This window comes from Pseudomonas sp. MWU12-3103b, assembly GCF_023100615.1.
Classification (GTDB): Bacteria; Pseudomonadota; Gammaproteobacteria; order Pseudomonadales; family Pseudomonadaceae; genus Aquipseudomonas; species Aquipseudomonas putida_A.
Genome location: NZ_JALMEY010000004.1, coordinates 303,731 through 325,229, shown reverse-complemented (window position 1 = coordinate 325,229; position 21,499 = coordinate 303,731). Strand labels below are relative to the sequence as shown.

Annotated in this window: 16 protein-coding genes; 2 read left to right on the top strand and 14 right to left on the bottom strand. The window is 61.5% G+C overall.

Annotated features, from left to right (window positions below):
* Positions 1-67: 67 nt before the first annotated feature.
* The 8 genes from hutH to hutC form a co-directional block, all read right to left on the bottom strand.
* Complete coding sequence (gene hutH / locus M0808_RS09600) at positions 68-1,591, bottom strand: histidine ammonia-lyase (protein ID WP_247840893.1); 1,524 nt, start codon at positions 1,589-1,591, stop codon at positions 68-70.
* A 179-nt stretch (positions 1,592-1,770) separates the two neighbouring features.
* The gene (locus M0808_RS09595; RefSeq protein WP_047601084.1) at positions 1,771-2,601 is read right to left on the bottom strand and encodes a glycine betaine/L-proline ABC transporter ATP-binding protein; all 831 of its coding nucleotides are present in this window, start codon (positions 2,599-2,601) and stop codon (positions 1,771-1,773) included.
* On the bottom strand, positions 2,598-3,449 hold the full coding sequence (locus tag M0808_RS09590; RefSeq protein ID WP_007949591.1) for a proline/glycine betaine ABC transporter permease: 852 nt from the start codon (positions 3,447-3,449) through the stop codon (positions 2,598-2,600). Before M0808_RS09590 ends, M0808_RS09595 begins: the two co-directional genes overlap by 4 nt.
* An 84-nt stretch (positions 3,450-3,533) precedes the next feature.
* Positions 3,534-4,502 (bottom strand): ABC transporter substrate-binding protein, encoded by a 969-nt coding sequence (locus tag M0808_RS09585; RefSeq protein WP_097086983.1) that lies wholly within the window; start codon positions 4,500-4,502, stop codon positions 3,534-3,536.
* A 69-nt stretch (positions 4,503-4,571) separates the two neighbouring features.
* A complete protein-coding gene (locus tag M0808_RS09580; RefSeq protein ID WP_247840891.1) occupies positions 4,572-6,044 on the bottom strand; it encodes a cytosine permease in 1,473 nt (490 codons plus the stop codon).
* 163 nt (positions 6,045-6,207) lie between these two features.
* The gene (gene hutU, locus M0808_RS09575; RefSeq protein WP_183783819.1) at positions 6,208-7,908 is read right to left on the bottom strand and encodes a urocanate hydratase; all 1,701 of its coding nucleotides are present in this window, start codon (positions 7,906-7,908) and stop codon (positions 6,208-6,210) included.
* Positions 7,909-8,366: 458 nt separating this feature from the next.
* Positions 8,367-8,936, bottom strand: coding sequence for a HutD family protein (locus M0808_RS09570; RefSeq protein WP_247840889.1), 570 nt, complete (start codon positions 8,934-8,936; stop codon positions 8,367-8,369).
* Entirely contained in the window at positions 8,933-9,601 is a 669-nt protein-coding gene (gene hutC, locus M0808_RS09565; RefSeq protein ID WP_230679353.1) for a histidine utilization repressor, read from the bottom strand. Before hutC ends, M0808_RS09570 begins: the two co-directional genes overlap by 4 nt.
* Positions 9,602-9,790: 189 nt before the next feature.
* Here hutC and M0808_RS09560 point away from each other — a divergent pair, with 189 nt between their 5' ends.
* Positions 9,791-11,155, top strand: a complete 1,365-nt coding sequence (locus M0808_RS09560) for a formimidoylglutamate deiminase (RefSeq protein ID WP_247840887.1) — start codon at positions 9,791-9,793, stop codon at positions 11,153-11,155.
* Positions 11,156-11,273: 118 nt separating this feature from the next.
* On the opposite strand, the gene M0808_RS09555 is transcribed toward M0808_RS09560, so the two are convergent.
* Both M0808_RS09555 and M0808_RS09550 read right to left on the bottom strand, forming a co-directional pair.
* Positions 11,274-11,843, bottom strand: a complete 570-nt coding sequence (locus M0808_RS09555; protein WP_096794672.1) for a lipocalin family protein — start codon at positions 11,841-11,843, stop codon at positions 11,274-11,276.
* Between the two features lie 31 nt (positions 11,844-11,874).
* Complete coding sequence (locus M0808_RS09550) at positions 11,875-12,129, bottom strand: hypothetical protein (RefSeq protein WP_003220802.1); 255 nt, start codon at positions 12,127-12,129, stop codon at positions 11,875-11,877.
* Positions 12,130-12,411: 282 nt separating this feature from the next.
* Between M0808_RS09550 and M0808_RS09545 the strand changes: the two genes are divergently transcribed.
* Positions 12,412-14,304: a methyl-accepting chemotaxis protein gene (locus M0808_RS09545; RefSeq protein ID WP_201136020.1), complete on the top strand. Its 1,893-nt coding sequence runs from the start codon at positions 12,412-12,414 to the stop codon at positions 14,302-14,304.
* Between the two features lie 201 nt (positions 14,305-14,505).
* Here M0808_RS09545 and M0808_RS09540 read toward each other — a convergent pair whose 3' ends face one another.
* The 4 genes from M0808_RS09540 to M0808_RS09525 all read right to left on the bottom strand — a co-directional run bounded on the left by M0808_RS09540 (position 14,506) and on the right by M0808_RS09525 (position 21,409).
* Positions 14,506-15,108: a DUF924 family protein gene (locus M0808_RS09540; protein ID WP_247840885.1), complete on the bottom strand. Its 603-nt coding sequence runs from the start codon at positions 15,106-15,108 to the stop codon at positions 14,506-14,508.
* Between the two features lie 3 nt (positions 15,109-15,111).
* On the bottom strand, positions 15,112-16,122 hold the full coding sequence (locus M0808_RS09535; protein ID WP_007961744.1) for a class 1 fructose-bisphosphatase: 1,011 nt from the start codon (positions 16,120-16,122) through the stop codon (positions 15,112-15,114).
* 329 nt (positions 16,123-16,451) lie between these two features.
* Positions 16,452-17,816, bottom strand: coding sequence for a DUF3999 domain-containing protein (locus M0808_RS09530; RefSeq protein WP_247840883.1), 1,365 nt, complete (start codon positions 17,814-17,816; stop codon positions 16,452-16,454).
* The gene (locus M0808_RS09525) at positions 17,813-21,409 is read right to left on the bottom strand and encodes a DUF2339 domain-containing protein (protein ID WP_247840881.1); all 3,597 of its coding nucleotides are present in this window, start codon (positions 21,407-21,409) and stop codon (positions 17,813-17,815) included. Before M0808_RS09525 ends, M0808_RS09530 begins: the two co-directional genes overlap by 4 nt.
* Between the last annotated feature and the right edge of the window lie 90 nt (positions 21,410-21,499).

The window sequence follows — 21,499 nt, the reverse complement described above, 5'->3', positions numbered from 1 at the left end:
ATTCCGTTATCCGTCACTTCTCGTCTTGTGGACGATCCGCGCCTTGGCACGCTGGTATGGGTAGTTGTCAGTGCAGATTCGGTAATACGTTGTGCAGCGCATTCGGGTTTTTCAGCACGCTGGCGGCGGCGGCGATATCCGGCGCCAGCCAGCGATCCTGATCGTAGGCCGGGACGGTTTCCCGCAGCAGCCGCCACGCCCGGTCAGTGCCCGCGCCAAAGCGCTGCTCCTTGAGGAATTCAAAGGCCTGCGCCGCCAGCAGATATTCGATGGCGAGGATCTGCGTGCAGTTTTCCAGGGCGCGGTGCAGCTTCAGTGCAGCGCTGGTGCCCATGCTCAGGTGGTCTTCCTGCAGGCCCGAGGTGACGTAGTTGTCGAGCACCGCCGGTTGCGCCAGTTGGCGATTCTCGGCACATAGCGAAGCGGCGACGTATTGCACGATCATCATCCCGGAGTTCACCCCCGGGTTGGCCACCAGAAACGCCGGCAGACCGCTGACGTGCGGGTTGACCAGACGATCGAGGCGGCGCTCGGCAATCGAGCCGATTTCAGCCATGGCAATCGCCAGCAGATCCGCCGCCATCGCCACCGACTGACCGTGCGGGTTGGCTTGGGACATCACCCGGAAGTTGTCCGGCGTGCCCAGCAGCAACGGGTTGTCGGTGCAGCCGTTGAGTTCGGCTTCGACCTGTTTGATCGCATGTTCCAGTTGATCGCGCGCAGCGCCATGCACTTGCGGGATCGAGCGGATGCTCAGCGCATCCTGAGTACGAATGCCTTTGCTCGTCGCGATCACTTCACTGCCATCGAGCAAGGCGCGCAGGTTGCTACCGACCTGCTGCATGCCGGGGTGCGGCTTGAGCGCGATGATCTCGGCATCGAACGCGGCGATCTGCCCGCGCTGCGCTTCGAAACTCATGGCGCCGATCACATCGGCCCATTGCACCAGACGCGTCGCGTCGGCAATCGCCAGGCAACTGAGGCCGGTCATGCACGGCGTACCGTTGACCAGGCACAAACCGTCTTTCGCGCCGAGTTGCACCGGTTGCAGGCCTTCTTCGGCCAGCGCCTGTTGCGCCGAAGTGATCTGCCCGCGATAGCTGACATTGCCCACGCCCAGCAGCGCGATGCCGATGTGCGCCATGTGCGTCAGGTAACCCACCGAACCTTGCGACGGAACCTGCGGGGTGATGCCGCGATTGAGCAGCGCCAGCAACGCTTCGACCACCCGCCGGTGAATGCCGGATTTGCCGTGGCTGTAGTTGTGGATTGCGGCGCAGATGATCGCGCGGGTCTGCTCATCAGGCAGCACCGGGCCGACGCCGCAGGCGTGGCTGAGCAAGGTGTTGCGTGAGAGCTGGCTGAGTTGTTCGTCCTTCAGCGAAACGTTGGACAGACCACCCAGACCGGTGTTGACGCCATAGGCACGCTCGCCGCTTTCGACGATGCGCTGGACGATGCCCTGAGCGTTTTCGATGCGCGCCCAGGTTTCGCTCGATAACTCCAGTTGCGCGCCGTGACGGGCGACGGCGACCACGTCCTGCCAACGCAGGGGGCTACCGGTGATGATGATTTTTTCAGCCTGGGACATCTAAAACCTCATGCCAATTATTTGATACAAAACCTGTGGTGAGGGGATTTATCCCCGATGGGCTGCGCAGCAGTCCCAAAACCTGCAGCCAGGATGTTTCAGGTGCATCGCATGCAATGTTTGGGGGCGCCTTCGCCACCCATCGGGGATAAATCCCCTCGCCACAAAGGCAATCCATTTCAGACTACTGCCGCCCGCCGCTGCACGAACCGGTCGACATACTCATCCGCTGGCGAATGCAGGATCTCTCTTGGCGTGCCGACCTGAATCAGGCGGCCATCCTTGAGGATCGCGATGCGGTTGCCGATGCGCACGGCCTCGTCGAGGTCGTGAGTGATGAAGACGATGGTCTTATGCAGGGTCTTTTGCAGCTCCAGCAACTGGTCCTGCATCTCGGCGCGGATCAGCGGGTCCAGCGCACTGAACGCTTCGTCCATCAGGATGATGTCGGTGTCGGCCGCCAGTGCCCGGGCCAGGCCCACGCGCTGACGCATGCCGCCGGAGAGCTGGTGCGGATATTTGTTTTCGTAGCCTTTGAGGCCGACGGTGTTGATCCAGTGCAACGCGCGTTCAGCGCACAGTTGCTTGCTTTCACCGCGCACTTTCAGGCCGTAGGCGACGTTCTCGATCACGGTCTTGTGCGGCAGCAGACCGAAGCTCTGGAACACCATGCTGATCTTGTGCCGGCGAAATTCGCGCAGCGCTTCCATGTCGTATTGCAGGATGTCCACGCCGTCGACCAGGATCGCACCGCTGGTGGGGTCGATCAGGCGATTGAAGTGGCGCACCAGGGTCGATTTGCCGGAGCCGGACAGGCCCATGATCACGAAGATCTCGCCGGTGCCGATACTCAGCGACAGGTCGTTGACCCCGACCACGCAGCCGGTTTCGTTCAGCACCTGATCCTTGGTCTTGCCTTGGCCGACCATCGCCAGTGCGTCCTTGGCGCGGTTGCCGAAAATCTTGAAGACGTTTTTGACTTCGATCTTGCTCACGGTTGCGTTATTCATTTGCTCACCTCATGCCGTGGCCGACCGTACGCCTGAGTAATGCGGTCGATGACCACCGCGAGAATCACGATCGCCAGACCGGCTTCGAGGCCGCGTCCGACGTTGAGGGTCTGAATCCCCACCAGCACATCTTCACCCAGGCCACGGGCGCCGATCATCGAGGCGATCACCACCATCGACAGGGCCATCATGGTGGTCTGGTTGATCCCGGCCATGATGCTTGGCAAAGCCAGCGGCAGTTGCACGCCGAACAGTTGCTGCCAGCGGTTGGCACCGAAAGCATTGATCGCTTCCATCACTTCACCATCGACCTGGCGAATGCCCAGATCGGTCAGACGGATCAGCGGCGGCGCGGCGTAGATCACCGTGGCGAAAATCGCCGGGACCTTGCCCAGACCGAACAGCATCAGCACCGGGATCAGGTACACGAAACTCGGCATGGTCTGCATGATGTCGAGCAGCGGCATCAGCACCGAACGCAGGCGGTTGCTGCGCGCCGAGAGAATCCCCAGCGGAATGCCGATCAGCACCGAAATGATCGTCGCAACCATCATCAGCGCCAGGGTCTGCATGAGTTTGTCCCACAGGCCGACAGCACCCACCAGAAACAGCAGACCGACGATGACGGCGGTGGTCACCACTTTGCGCGTGGCGTGCCAGGCGACGACGCCGACGATCGCCAGCATCAACCACCACGGCGCCGCTCGCAGCAGGCCTTCGAGGTTGACGATGGCCCACAGCAGGGTGTCCGAGATATGGCGGAACACATCACCGTAGTTGGTGACCAGCGAATCGACCCAACCGTTGACCCAGTCGGCGATGGAAAAGGTAAAGCTTTCGGGAAACATAAGCGGCTCTCAATCAGAAATCTCAATCAAGCGATTTACGGCATATCTCCCGGCCAGCCTCACGGTTGACCGGGAGGTATCGACCTACAGCGCCGCGTCGATTTTCTTGGCTGCGTCGTCACTGACCCACGCATGCCAGACTTCAGGATGTTCCTTGAGGAAGATTTTCGCCAGTTTTGGCGACTCGATACGTTCCTTCGCCATGCGTCCCAGGTTCTGGTTCAGCAGGTCGATCGGCAGGTTGACCTTTTCCAGCACGGCCACCAGTTCTGGCGCCTGCTCGTGGAAGGTTTTCGACAGGCCGACCTTGATGCTCACGCTTTTGTCGACGCCCGGTTTTTCTTCGAGTTTGACCGCGTCGATCTGGCCCATCAGCGGGGTTGGCGACCAGTAATAAAACAGGATCGGCTCGCCACGCTTGTAGCTCGACAGCACCGCCGCATCCAGCGCCGGGCCGGTGCCCGGGCGGAAGTTGGTGTAGCTGTTTTCCAGACCGTAGCTCTTGAGCATTTCGCTGTTGTCCAGCTCGCAGGTCCAGCCCGCCGGGCAGTTATAGAAACGGCCCTTGGACGGCTCTTCGGCGTCTTTGAAAACAGCCGCGTACTTGCCCAGATCGGCAATGTTTTTCAGCTCCGGGGCTTTTGCCTCGATCTTGCGTTTGGCGTCGCCTTCGATCACGTAGCGCGGCACGTACCAGCCTTCGATTGCGCCGACGATCGGGGCGCCGACACCGACGACCTTGCCGGCCTTCTCGGCCTTGTTCCAGACTTCGCTGCGGCCGACCCATTCTTCGGCGAACACTTGAATGTCGTTGCTGCTCAGGGCGTTCTCCATGGTGATGGAGTTGCCCGGCAGGCTGTCGGTCTTGCAGTCGTAACCTTTCTCCAGCACCACTTGCAGCACGTCGGTCAGCAGCATGCCGCTTTCCCAGTTCAGACCGGCGAATTTCACCGGTTTACCGGACTCGCACCAGCCGGCAGCCTGAGTGGCACCGGCACTGGCCAGCAGGCCCATGGACAGCAGTGTGGTGAGCAGGGTCTTGTTCGATTTCATTGTTGCGACGCTCCTAATCATGAATTGGCTTACGGCAGTCAAGAGGCATCCAGCCCTGTCCACGTCCAATCAGGCCTGCGCCGCAGCGCGCCCGGCCCCACTTTTTTCAGGTGGTACAACGCTGTTCTGCTCGACCGGCAGAATCAGTTGATCAGGCACCGAGCCGTGCCATTTTTTTGCGCACACGTAATAGAGGGCAGCAGGCAGCACCAGACCGATGATCCAGGAGATATCCACGTCACCGAGGGAGGCCACCAGCGGGCCGGTATAGAACTTGGTGGAGATGAACGGCAGTTGCACCAGCACGCCGAACACATAGACGCTGATCCCGAGCAGGTTCCAGCGCCCGTAGCGACCGTTCGGATCGGCCAGCGCCGGCACGTCATAGCGCTCGCGGGTGATGCAGTAGTAGTCGACCAGGTTGATCGCGCTCCATGGCGTGAAGAACGCCAGCAGGAACAGGATGAACGACTTGAACGCACCGAGGAACGAGTGCTGACCGAGCAAGGCGATCAGGGTTGCCGCGCCGACGATCACCAGCACGAACACCAGACGCTGCATACGCGTAACGGTCAGGTGCCCTTTGAAACCACTGATGATGGTGGCGATGCACATGAAGCTGCCGTAGGAGTTCAGCGTCGAAATGGTCACCTTGCCGAAGGCGATGCTGAAGTACAGCAGCGCGGCGGTGGCACCTGTGCCGCCCAGACCGACGATGTAGGCCACTTCGTGACCGGCAAACTGGCCGTTGGCCGAAGCTGCCGCGAACACGCCGAGGACCATCGCCACCTGCGCGCCGATGACCGAACCTGCGCCAGCGGCAAAGAAGGTTTTCACCGAAGAAACCTTGCTCGGCAGGTAACGCGAATAGTCAGCCACATAAGGGCCGAACGCGATCTGCCAGGAGGCCGCGAGCGACACCGCCAGCAGGAAGCTGCTCCAGCTGAAGTGACGGATCTGCAACAGTGCGCCCACGTCCACCTGACTCAGCAGACGGCTGAACAGATACACGAAGGCAATCACGCCGATGACACTGGCAACCCGGCCGATCCAGTGGATCACCCGATAACCGAGCACCGTGACCACTACGATGACACTGGCGAACAGCAGGATGCCGACGGTGTCGCTGACGCCAAACAACTGGCCCAGCGCCTGGCCGGAAAGCACCGTACCGGTGGCGGTGAAGCCCAGGTACATCAGGCACACCAGCACGATCGGGATCGCCGCGCCGTAGACGCCGAATTGCACGCGGCTGGAAATCATCTGCGGCAGGCCCAGTTTCGGCCCTTGCGCCGCATGCAGCGCCATCACGCCACCGCCCAGCAGTTGACCGATCAACAGACCGATCAACGACCAGAACACATCACCGCCCAGCACCACGGCCAGGGCCCCGGTGACAATCGCAGTGATTTGCAGATTCGCACCCATCCACAGGGTGAACTGGCTCAACAGACGACCGTGTCTTTCCGCTTCCGGGATGTAGTCGATCGAACGCCTTTCGATCAACGGTTTGTTGCCTGCACGATCGGGGGTTACAGCCATGATTCAACCTCTGTGGATTGTTTTAATTGTTCACTGAGCTTCGGTAGGGCTGCTTTTCTGTGGGAGCGAGCTTGCTCGCGAATTGGCCAGCACATTCAACATCTGTGCTGGCTGACAGATTGCTTTCGCGAGCAAGCTCGCTCCCACATAAAGCCAAAGCGTTTTACTTGCCGCCGGTAATCATCGGCAGGTTCAGGCCCTGCTCCTTGGCGCAGTCGATAGCGATCTGGTAACCGGCATCGGCGTGACGCATGACACCGGTCGCCGGGTCGTTGTGCAGCACGCGTGCAATACGCTCGGCCGCTTCGTCAGTACCGTCGCAGACAATCACCATGCCCGAGTGCTGTGAGAAGCCCATGCCCACGCCACCGCCGTGGTGCAGGGAAACCCAGGTCGCGCCGCTCGCGGTGTTCAGCAGGGCGTTGAGCAGTGGCCAGTCGGACACGGCGTCGGAACCGTCCTGCATCGATTCGGTTTCGCGGTTCGGGCTGGCAACGGAGCCGGAGTCGAGGTGGTCGCGACCGATCACGATCGGTGCCGACAGCTCGCCGCTGCGCACCATTTCGTTGAACGCCAGACCGAGCTTGGCGCGCAGGCCCAGACCGACCCAGCAGATACGTGCCGGCAGACCCTGGAAGCTGATGCGCTCACGGGCCATGTCCAGCCAGTTGTGCAGGTGCGCGTCGTCCGGGATCAGCTCTTTGACTTTGGCGTCGGTTTTGTAGATGTCCTGCGGATCACCCGACAGCGCCGCCCAGCGGAACGGGCCGATGCCACGGCAGAACAGTGGGCGGATGTAGGCCGGTACAAAGCCTGGGAAGTCGAACGCGTTCTCCACGCCTTCTTCTTGCGCCATCTGACGGATGTTGTTGCCGTAGTCGAAGGTCGGAATGCCTTGTTTCTGGAAGTCCAGCATCGCTTTGACGTGGACGGCCATCGACTGCTTGGCGGCCTTGATCACAGCGGCCGGCTCGGTCTTGGCGCGGGCGCGGTATTCGTCCCAAGTCCAGCCAGCCGGCAGGTAGCCGTTCAGTGGGTCGTGGGCGCTGGTCTGGTCGGTGACCATGTCCGGGCGCACACCGCGCTTGACCAGTTCCGGGAGAATTTCTGCCGCGTTGCCCAGCAGCGCGATCGAGATCGCCTTGCCTTCAGCGGTGTATTTGGCGATGCGCGCCAGGGCGTCGTCGAGGTCTTTGGCTTGCTCGTCGACATAACGGCTTTTCAGGCGGAAATCGATGCTCACCTGCTGGCATTCGATGTTCAGCGAGCAGGCACCGGCCAGGGTAGCGGCCAGTGGCTGAGCACCGCCCATGCCACCCAGACCTGCGGTGAGCACCCACTTGCCTTTGAGGTTGTCGTTGTAGTGCTGGCGACCGGCTTCGACGAAAGTTTCGTAGGTACCCTGAACGATGCCTTGGCTGCCGATGTAGATCCAGCTGCCGGCGGTCATCTGGCCGTACATGGCCAGGCCTTTGGCGTCGAGTTCGTTGAAGTGTTCCCAGCTCGCCCAGTGCGGCACCAGGTTGGAGTTGGCGATCAATACGCGCGGGGCGTTGCTGTGGGTCTTGAACACGCCGACCGGTTTGCCCGACTGCACCAGCAGGGTTTCATCGTCGTTCAGATTGGTCAGGCTTTCGACGATCTTGTCGTAGCACTCCCAGTTACGCGCAGCGCGACCGATGCCACCGTAGACCACCAGCTCTTTCGGGTTCTCGGCCACTTCCGGATCGAGGTTGTTCATCAGCATGCGCAGCGGCGCTTCGGTCAGCCAGCTCTTGGCGGTCAGCTTGTTGCCGCGCGATGCACGGATTTCGACGTCACGTCTCTTTGTATAAACGGCAGTTGTAGGCTTATTGTCAGTCACGAAAAAGACTCCTCAGCGATCAATTCAAACCAACCCTGGCAGTGGGCAAGCAGCCTGCGCACCTCAATGCGCGACAAGCGAATCAGTGGACGCTGCGGACTTATACGCATACGTCTTTACTTGTACATACAAGCATATGCAATCAAGCGGCCAACTTGCTGAAGGATCGCTCAGGAAAAATTGCGGACAGGGCCGCAGAGCGCCTGAGACAAGGGTTGCGGCGTGGATGAAAATTTTTGCGGGGAGGAATTGAGGATTCGGCAGATCGTTACGAACCCGTGGTTTTGCGCCACGCTGGGGCGTTCGGTAACAAGTTGGTGCGCCGAGGGAAACAGGAATTAAAATGCAATTGTGGTGAGGGGATTTATCCCCGATGGAGCGCGTAGCGGTCCCAAAAGGTCTGCTGCGCCGCCATCGGGGATAAATCCCCTCACCACAGGAGTGTTACCAGAGTTGGATCAGCGCGCGGTCAGCTCAATCACGCAGCAGCCCGCATTGACCGCGACTTCAACCAGCCCGGTGTTACCGTCCAGTTGCAGGCAATCATGGCGCCCCAGTTGCGCGACGCTGTCACCGACTTTCGCCTCAAGTAGCTCACTGACACTGAACACCAGCACCGTCGTCGCCGAGCTGAAAAACCGCTGCTCGCCTTCCAGCCACTGCAACCGCGCGCTGTAACGCTGTGGCGCGTAGATCAGGTTGAAGTCGCGGATCGCACCACCGAGCAAAGTGCAGGACACCTGGCTTTCGCCGCTGAACGCAAACGGATCCAGCGGTAACAATGGGCGCGTGTCATCGCCGTCGACACACAGGGTCATGCCATCGCCCTGCAGCACCGTAATCACTCGCTGGTAACCAGCAAAAGTCGAGAATCCACCGGACTCGGCAATGTCGGCAATCGACAGGCGCCAGCCGAAACCATCCAGACCTGCACCGGCGTCACGGGTGATTTCCTCGGTGCTGCCGCCGCCGTTTTTCCACGGCATGCGCGGGTAACCCTCAGCGCGTAAAACCTTCAAACCATTCATTTATGAAAGCGTCCTTCCAGACGATGACGGGAACCTGGGTGAATCAAACGCGCGGCGGTCACCGGCTGACGCCCCGACCACGTACGGCGACGGATCAGCAGGCAAGGCTCGCCTTTTTCGATCTGCAGCAACTTGCACTCGGACGGCTCGGCGAGGATCGCCTCGACGACGTGCTCGCCTTCGGTCAGTGGCGCGACCTGGTTGAGATAGGCGTAAGGGGTCTGCAGGGTGAAATCCTGCTTGAGGTATTCCGGGGCGACCAGCGCGTTGACGAAGCGGTCTTCGATTTGCACAGGAATGTCGTTTTCGTAATGCACAATCAGCGAGTGGAAGACCTTCTGCCCTTCGCGCATGTCCAGCGCCAGCGCGCGCTCGGAGCCGGCGGCCTCTTCTTCGAGGGTGATCACCTGACAGGTGTGGCGATGGCCACGGGAGGCAATTTCATCAGCGATGTTGTGCACTTCGAACAACGCAGACTGGCTCTTCGGTTCAGCGACAAACGTGCCTACACCTTGCATGCGCACGAGCAGGCCGTCGGCGGTCATTTCACGCAGCGCGCGGTTGATGGTCATGCGGCTGAAACCGAGCTGGCTGACCAGTTCGCTTTCCGATGGCACGCGGTAGTGCGGTGGCCAGTTACCGCTGTCGATCTGCTGGGTGATCATCTGTTTGACGCGGGCGTACAAGGGCGCCGGACTGTCGCCCAGGTTCGCGGCCAACGGAGAGACTGGAGGCGGAGTCGGCACGGTTGATCCCTGTTCATTGGATGAAGGTTGCTAGCTTGCCGGAGTTTACCGGGCAGGCAAACGTCTGTATATGTATATACAAATAACACACGATGGGGGTGCTGAACCATGTCCGCTTTCTTTGCCGAACGCGCGCTGCTGCCTAACGGATGGGCCAACAATGTACGTCTTGAGGTCAGCGCCGATGGCGTGCTGACCCAAATCCTGGCCGATTCCACCGCAGACGGCGCCGAACGGCTGAGCGGTCCGCTGCTGCCGGGCATGCCCAATCTGCACTCCCACGCCTTCCAGCGCGCGATGGCCGGGCTGGCTGAAGTAGCCGGCAATCCCAACGACAGTTTCTGGACCTGGCGTGACTTGATGTATCGCCTCGTCGGAAAAATCAGCCCCGAGCAACTCGGCGTGATCGCCCGTCAGCTGTACATCGAAATGCTCAAGGCCGGTTACACCTCGGTTGCTGAATTCCACTACGTGCACCACGACAACAACGGTCAGCCGTATGCCGATCCGGCCGAACTGGCACTGCGCATCAGTCAGGCAGCGAGCGAAAGCGGCATCGGTCTGACCCTGCTGCCGGTGCTTTACAGCCATTCCGGATTCGGCGGCCAGACGCCGAATGATGGGCAGCGCCGCTTTATCAACAGCACCGAAAATTACCTGAATCTGCAATCGCGCTTGCAGCCATTACTCGCTCAGCAAAAAGCGCAGTCGCTGGGTCTGTGCTTCCACTCGTTGCGCGCGGTTACCCCGCAGCAGATCAGCGAAGTGCTGGCAGCCAGCGACAAGCAGTGCCCGGTGCACATTCACATCGCCGAACAGCAGAAGGAAGTCGATGACTGCCTGAGCTGGAGCGGTCGTCGTCCGCTGCAATGGCTCTACGAAAACACCGAGGTCGATCAGCGCTGGTGCCTGGTTCACGCGACCCACGCCAACCCGGAAGAAGTCACGCTGATGGCCAAGAGTCGCGCCATCGCCGGCCTGTGCCTGACCACCGAAGCGAATCTGGGCGACGGGATTTTCCCGGCGGTGGATTTCCTCGCTCAGGGCGGGCGCATGGGCATCGGTTCCGACAGCCATGTGTCGCTCAGCGTGGTCGAGGAATTGCGCTGGCTGGAATACGGCCAGCGCCTGCGCGATCAGCGGCGTAACCGTTTGTATGGCGCGGATCAACCGATGGTCGGGCGCACGTTGTATGACGCGGCGCTGGACGGCGGTGCCCAGGCTTTGGGGCAGCCGATTGGCGCGCTGCAAGTCGGCAAGCGGGCGGATTGGATCGTGCTCGATGGCAATGATCCGTATCTGGCCACCGCCAGTGGTGACGGGATTTTGAATCGCTGGTTGTTCGCTGGCGGAGATCGCCAGGTGCGCGATGTGCTGGTCAATGGTCAGTGGGTGGTGCGCGATGGACGGCACGCGGGCGAAGAGGAAAGCGCACGTGCCTTCACCCAGGTCCTGCGCGAACTTTTAGGCTGACACAAAACAAAATGTGGGAGCGGGCTTGCTCGCGAAAGCGGTGTATCAGTCAATATTTCAATCGACTGACACGCCCTCTTCGCGAGCAAGCCCGCTCCCACATTTGATCTTCGAAGGCTTAGTTCGAAGTCTTGGCCATCTGCCGATCCGACGCTCGCCAGATCAGTCGCGTGGTGTCGTAACCCTGCTGCCGCGCCTTGCTCAGCAACTCCTCACGCACCACACCGTTGACGGTCGGCGTGCGCGACAGCAACCACATGTACTTGCGACTCGGGTCGCCGACGATGGCGGTCTTGTAGTCGTCGCTGACGTACAACACCCAGTATTCGCCTTTCGCCACACCCGGAATCAATCGCGAGAACCAGGTATCGAACTCGACCCACAACTTGTCGGTCTTGCCCGGCACCTGTGGATAAGCCTTGCCTTTGGCTTCTTCCCACTGCCAGTCGGAGGTCAGGCAGCGATTGAGCACATCGACATTGCCGTCGGGTCTGAGCGAGTAGTGGGCTTCGGACTGCGCGCAGTTGCGCTGGAAGTACATCGGCAGGCGCGCCAGTTCATACCAGGTGCCCTGATAACGCTTGAGATTGACACTGTGAGCCGTCTTGGGCGCCAGCGGATCTTCACCGTGGGTGGCGCAGCCGGCCAGTACCAGGCCGGCAAAAAGGACGAACAATAACCGCTTCATTATTTTTCTCCCGTGGGCGCGTAGCCCCGGTTTACTTCAGGCCTTGGCCGGAAAACATCAGCACTTTGTCACCGGCGTACTGCACGCTGATAAAGCTGTTTTTATCGCCCCAGGTGCAACTGGACATGCCGAGCGCGCCCGAACAGTCGGTGGGTTTGCCGAGCAGCGTCTCAACCTCGGCCTTGGCCATGCCGGCCGAAAGCTTGGAATAGTTTTCCTGATTGACCTTGCTGCACGCGGCCAACAGCACGCAAAAAGTCAGAAGGGCGATAGATCGCAGCGACATGAAGTAACTCCTGGAGCGGAAGGGGGATGGCATGGTGCCAACCAGAAGCTTAGAAGAGAAAACCCTCATCTGGTTCCCTTCAGAAAGGGCTATTTATCGCTCCGCTCGTCTGGCATTTACCGGTAAATCAGACACTTTGTGCGGCTATTGAGCATTTCGTCGCATTTCATCAAAGACGCCTAATCTTTGGCGCGCGGCGGTCGAAATAAGAGCAGCGCAAAGCTCCCGAGTGTGGCAAATTGCCGCCCTTTCTCGACCAGCCCCTTCGCGGTAGTTCATTCGATGACCAGAAACATGAAATTCAGCCACAAGATCTTGTTGGCTGCCGCCCTCGTGGTGGCCGTTGCGTTCGCCTGTTTCATTTTGTTCAACGACTATCGACAACGCGAAGCCCTGAGCAGCAGCACCGAAGCCTCGATGCAGGAACTCGGCAGCCTGACCACCAGCAACATCCAGACCTGGCTGGAAAGCCGTATCCAGTTGCTGCAATCGCTGTCGCAGCAGGTCGCCGCCGACGGCAGCGCCCCGGCCAGCCTCAAGCGCATCATCGACCTGCCCGCCTATACCGGCAATTTCCAGCTCAGCTACTTCGGCGGCGCTGACGGCGTGATGTTCTCGGTACCCGCCGGCAATCGCGCGCCGGACTACGACCCGCGCGCCCGTGGCTGGTACAAGGCCGCCAACAGCGCCCAACAGACCATCGTCACCGAACCCTACATCGCCGCTTCCTCGGGCAAACTGGTAATCACCGTCGCCACTCCGGTGCAGCGTCAGGGCCAGATGATCGGTGTGGCCGGCGCGGATATCGACCTGACCAGCGTCAGCGCGATCATCAACTCGCTCAACTTTGGTGGCCACGGCCATGCGTTCATCGTCAGCGCCGATGGCAAGATCCTGATTCACCCGGACAGCAAACTGGTGCTGAAAACCCTCGCCGAGGCTTATCCAAACGGCGCACCGAAAGTCAGCCCGGGCCTGAAAGAAGTCGAATTCGACGGCAAGACTCAACTGATCTCCTTCACCCGCGTTAACGGCGTGCCATCGGCCGACTGGTACGTGGCGCTGGTGCTGGACAAAGACACCGCGTTCTCGATGCTCAGCGAATTCCGCACCTCGGCGCTGATAGCCATGGTGATCGCGGTGGTGATCATCATCGCCCTGCTCGGCATGCTGATCCGCGTGCTGATGCAACCGCTGCTGACCATGGGCCGCGCCATGCACGACATCGCCGAAGGTGAAGGCGACCTGACCAAGCGTCTGGTGATCCACGGCCATGATGAATTTGGCGCGCTTGGCCTGTCGTTCAACCGCTTCGTCGAGCGTATTCACACCTCGATCCGCGAAGTGTCCTCGGCCACCGGCCAGGTCAACGAAGTCGCCCTGCGTGTGGTCGCCGCATCGAATTCGTCGATGTACAACTCTGATCAGCAGGCCAGCCGCACCAACAGCGTGGCCGCGGCGATCAACCAGCTCGGCGCCGCCGCTCAGGAAATCGCCCAGAACGCCGCCCTCGCCTCGCAGCACTCCAGTGATGCGCGCAGTCTGGCGGTCGACGGTCAGCAGGTTGTTGATAAAACCATTCAGGCCATGCAGCAACTGTCGGCAAAAATCAGCGACTCCTGCGGCAACATCGAAACCCTCAACAGCAACACAGTGAACATCGGGCAGATTCTGGAAGTGATCACCAGCATCTCGCAGCAGACCAACCTGCTGGCGCTAAACGCTGCCATCGAAGCGGCCCGCGCCGGTGAGGCTGGCCGTGGTTTCGCCGTGGTCGCTGACGAGGTGCGCAACCTCGCTCACCGCACCCAGGATTCGGCGCAGCAAGTGCAGAAGATGATCGAAGAACTGCAAGTCGGCGCGCGTCAGGCCGTGAGCATCATGACCGAGAGCCAGCGCGAGAGCGAAAGCAGCGTCGGCATCGCCAACCAGGCCGGCGAACGCCTGGGCAGCGTGACCCAGCGCATCGGCGAGATCGACGGGATGAACCAGTCGGTGGCTACCGCGACTGAGGAGCAGACGGCTGTGGTCGAATCGATCAACGTCGACATCAACGAGATCAACACGCTGAACCAGGAAGGTGTGGAGAACCTGCAGGCAACCTTGCGCGCTTGTTCGGATCTGGAGCAGCAGGCGGCGCGATTGAAGCAGCTGGTGGGCAGCTTCCGGATCTAAGATCAAGAGCCACCCCCTCACCCCAGCCCTCTCCCCCAAGGGGGCGAGGGGGGGAAGGGAGTAGATCTTCAAGCTTTTCAAACCTGAGTTCGACTGGATGCTTCAGGTCGACGTATAGCGACAAAACACCTCGGTCAGTCCCCTCTCCCTCCGGGAGAGGGTTAGGGTGAGGGCTGGTTGTTGAGGTTGCCGAGAATCGTTCTAAAAACGCGAACCTGGCTCTTTCAAAAACGCCAACTCCTCAGCTGTCGACTCCCGCCCCAACACCGCATTGCGATGCGGAAACCGTCCAAATCGTGCAATCACCTTCCGATGCCGCTCGGCATAATCCAGATTGTCGGCGAACACTGCACGTTGCGCTTGCGGCTGTTCAGCCAGCAGATCGATAAAACGCGAAACGGCTTCGTTCTGCACCGCGAGGTTTTCGCAGTGTTCGAACACCAGATAAATGAATACCCGCTGAATCGGCTTCAGTTGCCGGTCGAAGTCCGCCGCAATGCCCTGCGCGACAAGTTTCTGCGCGCGCAGATCACCGGAAAATGCTTTGGGAGAGTCGCGAAAGATCATTCGCGGCAGTTGATCGAGCAGCAGCAGCACCGCCAGCCAACCTTCGGGACGTTGCGTCCATTCGGCCAATTCGCCAGCGAGGGCCTGATCGACAAAGACCCCGAAACGCTCACGCGCTTCGAGGTCCTGGCTGTCTTTCTTGCCAAACCACAACTTGCCCTTGTCAGCCGCAATCTCGTCCGGTGATTCGGCATGTCCGAACCACCAATCGAGCAACGGCTGCCAGGGCGCGGTCATGGCTTATTCCTTGTGGTAAGCCGTGGCGCGGGCGACTTCTTCTTTCGAGCCGAGGAACACCGCTACGCGCTGGTGCAGGCCTTCGGGCTGAATGTCGAGGATGCGTTGGTGACCGTCGGTGGACGCGCCGCCGGCCTGTTCCACCAGGAACGACATCGGGTTGGCTTCGTACATCAGACGCAGTTTGCCGGGCTTGGATGGCTCACGGCTGTCGCGTGGGTACATGAACAGACCGCCACGGGTCAGGATGCGATGCACGTCGGCCACCATCGCCGCGACCCAGCGCATGTTGTAGTTCTTCTTCAGCGGGCCTTCTTCGCCGGCCAGCAGTTCGCTGACGTAGCGTTGTACCGGGGCTTCCCAGTGGCGCTGGTTGGACATGTTGATCGCGAATTCCTGGGTGGTTTCAGGAATGGTGATGTCTTCGTGGGTCAGTACGAAGCTGCCCATTTCGCGGTCCAGGGTGAAGCCTTTGACGCCGTCGCCCAGAGTCAGCACCAGCATGGTCTGCGGGCCGTAGATCGCGTAACCGGCGGCAACCTGCTGGGTGCCTGGCTGCAGGAAGGCTTTTTCGTTCAGCGGCTCGTTCTGGCTCAGGTATTCGTTCGGGCAACGCAGTACCGAGAAGATGGTGCCGACCGGAGCGTTGATGTCGATGTTCGACGAGCCGTCCAGTGGGTCGAACACCAGCAGGTAGGCGCCTTTCGGGTATTTGCCCGGGATCTGGTAGGCATTATCCATTTCTTCGGACGCCATGCCGGCCAGGTGACCGCCCCATTCGTTGGCTTCGAGCAGGATCTCGTTCGACAGCACGTCGAGCTTCTTCTGCACTTCGCCTTGGACGTTTTCAGTGCCCATGCTGCCCAGAACACCACCCAGGGCGCCTTTGGACACGGCGTGGCTGATCTCTTTGCAGGCACGCGCCACCACTTCGATCAGGAAGCGCAGATCGGCAGGAGTGTTATTGCTGCGGGTCTGCTCAATCAAATAGCGACTCAGGGTAACGCGGGACATGGACGGCTCCGGTGGAATGGGGGGCTAAAAACCCGCGCAGTTTACAGGGAGTCTGAAAACGTAGCGAGCGATGACGCCCGGTAACGTGCATTGGGGCGCAATTGCTTGTATCAGACGTGATCGGGTCGAGAGAGTTCAGGTACCGGATTGAGCGTAGTTCGAAACGGGACGGGTGGTGCGTGCGCAACCGCGACCGATCTGAAATTCTCGTTGGCCGATCAGCCGCCTTCGCGAGCAAGCCCGCTCCCACAGTTGACCGAGTAGCCCTGCTGGACGCGATCAATGTGGGAGCGGGCTTGCTCGCGAATGGCGCGCAGCGCCAGCCATTCTCAGGAATTGGTCGGCGGCTTGCGCAACAGGCTCGCCGCCATCGCCCCGAGGAACACCACACTCACCAGCAACACCGCCCACAGGCCGATTTTCTTCCAGTTGGTCTCGGCTACCGCCGTCGTGGTTGCCGGCGTAGCCTGTGTGGCAATCACTTCACCCTGCACCGTTGCCTTGCCCAGCGCCGCGAGTTTTTCCGCTTTGAAATCCGGAATCAGCGTGCTCAGCGGCAGGTTCGCGGTTTTCACCGTCGGATTGCCCAGCGCCAGGCTGTAAGGCCCGTCACCCCGTGCGAGGAAAATCACCTGGGTCGCCCGCACCGCGTACTTCAGGCTCGGTGCCTGCTCACCCAGACCGCCGCCGCGCTCGTCCACGCTCAGTTTCAGCTGCTGCACAGTCTGCCCGTACAACTGCAATTCGTTCTGCACCACGTCCTGACCATTCTGAGTCAGGCGATACAGCAAACCGTTGCTCAGTGTCTGCCACGGCAGGCTGCTTTCGCGGCGGCCCGCGAGTGTGACCGGAGCCAGACTGTTCGGTTGTTTCAGCTCGACCTGCACCCGCTCGACATTCAGCCCCATCGGCAATTGCCATGTGTACTCGCCGGGCTTGGTGCTACTGCCCGCGAGCGCTTGCGACCAGACCAACGGCAGCGGCACGTTACGCGGATCGCTGCTTTTCAGTTGCGCCGACGTGAGGATGGGCGCCGAGGTTGGCGCATCCCACAGCAGGCGCAGATAGCGCGCCGATTGCCCCGGCAGCGTCACCTCATGCTGCTCGATGCGCTCGTCGGAAAAGGTCAGCCGTGCCACCTGCCCATCACCCCACGCCTGCCAATGCTGCAAGTCATCACTGGCCTCGATGCTGAAACGCTGGAAGCCGTCACGCTCGCTGGTCCAGTCGAGAATCAGCTGCTGCAGCGGCGCCTTGATCGCACTGGCATCGAGCAGCCAGCCACGCAGCACTTCTTCACCAGCCTCCAGCTGAGTCGACGGTTGCACTTCCACCAGTGTGCCGGTGGTGGTCGATTGCACGCGCACGTTCGGCGCACGCTCACTGGCATCGGCGGCGTTGTACAGCGGGAACCACTTCACCTCATGCAACTGCCCGTCGTCGCGGGTCTGCGCCGATTCGCGGGCCAGGGCGTAGGCTTGCGGTTCACCGGCGGCGTTGAATATGCGCAGGTCGCTGAGATCGGTCTGGCGTGCCTGCAATTGCGCGCTCAGCGGCAGGTCGAGGCGATACCACGGACCGTTGCCACTCACCGCCAGCGGCACCTGCGTGGCGAAGTCCGCCGGTTTTTCCAGGGCGCCGGCAGTCATCACCACACCCAGCGCCAACCACCCCAGATTCAGCATGCGACTCAAGATGAAACTCCTTCGGTGTCCGGGACGGGTTTGTCCGCCGCCGGTTCGGCTTCGACGCGTTTCGGTGGCAGCGGTGCAAAGTAGCCCACCACCAGCAGCAACACACCGACACCGATAAACGAGACGATCCGGGCGAGGCCGCCACGGTTGCTCAATTCGACAAAAATCAGTTTGGCCACCACCAGCGCAATCAGCGCCGCGCCGATCAGCCACACTTCGCGACGATGGCGCAGATGCCCGCCGATCATCAGCCCCAGCGCCATCAGGGTCCAGACGATGGACAACCCGGCCTGCACCAGCATCGATTCGAGCAGCAGATCCAGCTCGAACGGAATGCCCGCCCAATGGTGTGCGGCGCGGGTCACCAGCGCGGTGCAGAAGGCGAACAGCGAAACCCCGGCGACCAGTTGCGTGGCGTACTCGGCGTAATCCTTGCGCAGGGCAAACTGCGTCACCGCATGACGCGACCACACGTAAACCCCGAACAGGGCGAACAGCAGGCCCAATTCCAGCGGGTTGAGCAGCGGCACATACGGCAGCGGTTCGGCGTTGCCGTCGCTGACACCGTTGGCCAGCCAGAACCACGCCAGCATCAGCACTGCCAGCGGCGCGGCGGCGTACAAACGATATTCGCGAGGGAACGCTGCCACCGGCCACGGCCAGTTGCGCGGAGCCGCCGCCAACAGCAGATACAGGCTCGGCAGGATCGCCCAGCCCAGCCAGCGCCAGGCGTTGTATTGCTCGGACAACAGCAGCAGACCGTAGCGCAGCTCCAGCGCCAGTACGCCGATCAGCAGCCAGCAACCCAGCACATGCGCAGTGCTCAAGGCCCGAGCCGGCAGCATCGGCGCCAGACGCCGCAGGCTGAAGAAATGCACGGCGAACACCAATACCCACGCCAGCCAACCAAAATTCGCCGCTGGGTGATAACGCGCATGCCACGCCGCCAGCAACACCAGCCCCGTCGCCGGAATCAGCAAGGAGCAGAGCAGGCCCAACGCCGGCCATTTCAGGCGCAGCGCCAACAGCGTCCACAACGCCACACTCAGCGCAGCGACCAGCAGCAACAGCGACGCCTGCAGATTCAGCGGCGCAAAACGCAGCACCTCACTGACCCACGCCAACGCCCACCAACCGGCGCCCCACACCAGCAGCACTTCAGACAGGCGTTGCAAACTCAGCGCATCGAAGGCCGAGGCGTGATTGCCCAGTTGCAGACGCCAGGCACCGACCAGCGCGGCCAGCCCCAATACCAGCGGCGTCCAGAAACCGCCATGGGCCAACGGCCGCAGACCTTCGCTGGACAGCGGCCCGAGCAACTCGGGGCCGGCCAACAAGAACGCCGCGCCACCGATCAACTGCAACAACAGCCCAAAGACAAAACTCACGCGCTGTTTGAGGTACAGGCTCAGCCAGATGATCAACAGACCGCTCGCCGCCCACACCGCACTCGCGGTTTGCCACGGCAGCACGAACAGCACCGCCAGATTGATCAGCACCAACCCCGCCAGCAACACCACCGACAACCCGCGCAGCAGCCGCACATCGCCGCGCACCATCTCGTCGCGCGCCGCCAGCAGCATCCCGCCGATCAACGCCACACCGATCAGCGATGCGCTGAGCAAACCGCTCCACCCGGCGCTGAACACGGCCGCCGAATCCTCACCTGCACCTTGCAGGCGCAACAGGAACAACGCACCGCCGAGCAACTGCACGGCGAACGCGGTGAACAGGAACGTGCGCGATTGCAGGCGCAGGCCGACGAACAGGGTCACCAGTCCGGCCAAGGCCCAACTGATCGCTGTCGCCTGAACCAGGAAAAACAGCGGCGCCAACAGGTACAGGAAGGTCAGACCCAGCGCCGCCAGCACCGGCAAGCCCTGGCGCTCCCACGGCGAAGCCTGTTCCGCCGAGGCTTTGCGCAATTGATAGAAACTGAACAGCAGCGCGATGCCGAGCATCAATGCGCCCAACGGTGCGCCGTCGAGCAGGCTGCTTTCACCAACTCGCAACTGACTGAGAAAGGCCAGCGCCGACCCCAGTTGCAGCAGCAGGGCAAACGCTCGGGCGAACGGCCGATGCTGACGCAGGCCGAGCCAGAAAATCCCCGCGCCCTCCACTGCCCACGCCGCCGAAGTCCAGCGCGCATCGAGGCCCAGCGGGATCGCCAGACTGGCGAAAATCACCCCCAGCGCCAGACAGGTTTCACCCAGCAACAAGGCGCGGCCGCCCATCAACACCCGGGCCAGGCCCATGTAGATCACGCCCAGTGCGAGTGCGCTGAACGCAGCGGCGAACTCCAGGTGCTGCACCAGCGCAAACTGCAGACCGAAGCCCACGATCGGCGGGCCGAACAGCATCGTGCCGTCGACGTAGTCGCCCTTGCGCGCCGACCAGTGCAGCAGCGCCTCGCGATCGCCGTCTGCTGGCGCATCGGGCATGTCGAGCAACTTGCGTCGGGCGAACAACTGGCCGATGCCCAGGTACATCAGGAAGAACAGGATCAGGAACGGCTCGGTGCTCCACAGCAACTCAGGTGCGTAGGAACGCAGTCCCCAGGCGAAACCGATGCCGAAGGTACCGACAAAACCGATCAGGTTGAGCAGGCGCCAGGCCTTGAACCAGGCAATGGCGAGAATGCCGGCATTGAGCAACGCGAAATAGCTGAACAGCGCGACATGGTTGCCCTCCCCGGTCGAGGTCAGGATCGGCGCGGCGAAACCGCCCAATGCTGCAGCCGCCGCCAGCCCCAGCGCATCCTGAGTGATGGCGAGAATCGCCGAGAAAACCGTGACCGCCACCAGCAACCCCAGCGCGGCGGACGGATCGAGCAACGGATGCAGACGCATCGCCGCAAACACCGTCAGGTACAGCACCGCGATCCCGGTGCCTTGCAGGATCAGCGCATAGCTGTTGTTGCGTGTGCGCAGCCACCAGCCCAGCGCCAGCAGGGCCAACGCCGCTGCCGCAACACCGGCGTAACGCAATTCGATCGGCACTACCATGCCCTCGGTGGCGTAGCGCAGCAGGAACGCCAGACCGAAAAACAGCAGCACCACGCCAACCCGCAGCACGGTGTTGCCACCGAACAGCCAGTTACGCGCAGCGCTGATGCCACGCTCGATCAGGTTCGGGCCACGAGGTTCGGCAGGCTGTGCCGGCGCTGCTGGCTCGTCGGTAACAGCATCCAGACGCCAGACATCCGCCGGCAGCGGCTGGCTGGTTTCGCTGGCAACGGCAGAGATCGGTTCGAGTTCGGGTGGCAGTTCCCAGACCAAATCCGGCGTGGGGGAGGATGATTGTTCGGCGACGATGATCGGCTCAACGATGGCGTCCGGCATCGGCGCCACGCTCGGCGGTGTGGTGCGCACGCTGGCACCTTCCAGCAGAAACAGACGCTGCTCGACAGCTTGCAGGGCGACCTTGGCCTGTTCCAGTTGACGCTGTTGGTCGGTGGCCTGCGAGCCAAGCCGGGCGATACGCAGCGTTTGCCCGATCGCCAGCCCGAGCAGTGCACCGAGCAGCGCGGCACTGAACGACTCGTCGAGCAGCCAGCCGAGCAGCAGCCCGATCAACATGAACATCCATTGCATGGTCGATATCCCTAAGCAGCCCCGAGGCGGGGCAATCCCGACAGTTGCTTCAGTCTAGGCAAAATCCAATGTGGGAGCGGGCTTGCTCGC

Bases quoted from the DNA above. Each gene is read 5' to 3' on its own strand.
- hutH (WP_247840893.1), bottom strand. From the start codon at position 1,591: ATGTCCCAGGCTGAAAAAATCATCATCACCGGTAGCCCCCTGCGTTGG.
- M0808_RS09580 (WP_247840891.1), bottom strand. From the start codon at position 6,044: ATGGCTGTAACCCCCGATCGTGCAGGCAACAAACCGTTGATCGAAAGG.
- hutC (WP_230679353.1), bottom strand. From the start codon at position 9,601: ATGATCACCCAGCAGATCGACAGCGGTAACTGGCCACCGCACTACCGC.
- M0808_RS09555 (WP_096794672.1), bottom strand. From the start codon at position 11,843: ATGAAGCGGTTATTGTTCGTCCTTTTTGCCGGCCTGGTACTGGCCGGC.
- M0808_RS09535 (WP_007961744.1), bottom strand. From the start codon at position 16,122: ATGTCCCGCGTTACCCTGAGTCGCTATTTGATTGAGCAGACCCGCAGC.
- M0808_RS09540 (WP_247840885.1), bottom strand. From the start codon at position 15,108: ATGACCGCGCCCTGGCAGCCGTTGCTCGATTGGTGGTTCGGACATGCC.
- M0808_RS09550 (WP_003220802.1), bottom strand. From the start codon at position 12,129: ATGTCGCTGCGATCTATCGCCCTTCTGACTTTTTGCGTGCTGTTGGCC.
- M0808_RS09570 (WP_247840889.1), bottom strand. From the start codon at position 8,936: ATGAATGGTTTGAAGGTTTTACGCGCTGAGGGTTACCCGCGCATGCCG.
- M0808_RS09545 (WP_201136020.1), top strand. From the start codon at position 12,412: ATGACCAGAAACATGAAATTCAGCCACAAGATCTTGTTGGCTGCCGCC.
- M0808_RS09595 (WP_047601084.1), bottom strand. From the start codon at position 2,601: ATGAATAACGCAACCGTGAGCAAGATCGAAGTCAAAAACGTCTTCAAG.
- M0808_RS09525 (WP_247840881.1), bottom strand. From the start codon at position 21,409: ATGCAATGGATGTTCATGTTGATCGGGCTGCTGCTCGGCTGGCTGCTC.
- M0808_RS09560 (WP_247840887.1), top strand. From the start codon at position 9,791: ATGTCCGCTTTCTTTGCCGAACGCGCGCTGCTGCCTAACGGATGGGCC.
- M0808_RS09590 (WP_007949591.1), bottom strand. From the start codon at position 3,449: ATGTTTCCCGAAAGCTTTACCTTTTCCATCGCCGACTGGGTCAACGGT.
- M0808_RS09585 (WP_097086983.1), bottom strand. From the start codon at position 4,502: ATGAAATCGAACAAGACCCTGCTCACCACACTGCTGTCCATGGGCCTG.